1 protein-coding gene is annotated in these 545 nt (G+C 50.1%); it reads right to left on the reverse strand.

Going from position 1 to position 545, the window contains the following annotated elements:
• Positions 1-492, reverse strand: a 492-nt coding sequence (locus AM629_RS21470) for a hypothetical protein (protein ID WP_152912075.1), incomplete at its 3' end; no start/stop codon positions are given.
• Positions 493-545: the final 53 nt, after the last annotated feature.

The raw sequence follows: 545 nt of genomic DNA on the forward strand, positions 1-545 counted from the left end.
ACGCCCGGTATCCACAGTCCCGGGATGACCCGACAGATAGGCTCCGCCAGAAGTGTAGTAGCCGTATTGTATTTGGGTTTCCAGCGTTTCATATCCACTTATCTGATCCCGCTCAAACTGCCGACACTGCGCCTCTTTCAGCGTGCCTAGAGAAGCCGAAAGCGCAATCCCTCTGATGTAATGTGGATTTTCATGAAACTGGGTCTTTAACCGATAATTCATCAGCGCGGTAATATCCTGCACTATCGCAACCGGATCAGGCAGGAACAGGATGACCCCTTTGCCTGGCATTAACTCTCTCTCTGCCCACCAGAGGTTATTCTGATCAAATAGATATTTCCCATTCCACTGAGAACGGGTGTAATCGGCAATACGCCGGTTGGTATCTATTCTCGTGTGATATTCCGCTACGGTATCCGTCAGTGACGAGAACGGCAGCGCATTCTCCCCCTCTCCACTGTTCAGCCATTTTTCCATATCAAAACGTTGCATATATCGCGCTCGATAGGCCGGATCTTCATGCTTTTTACGTACCGCATCCGTCC

Origin of the sequence: Photorhabdus heterorhabditis, from assembly GCF_001280945.1 — a bacterium.
Classification (GTDB): domain Bacteria; phylum Pseudomonadota; class Gammaproteobacteria; order Enterobacterales; family Enterobacteriaceae; genus Photorhabdus; species Photorhabdus heterorhabditis.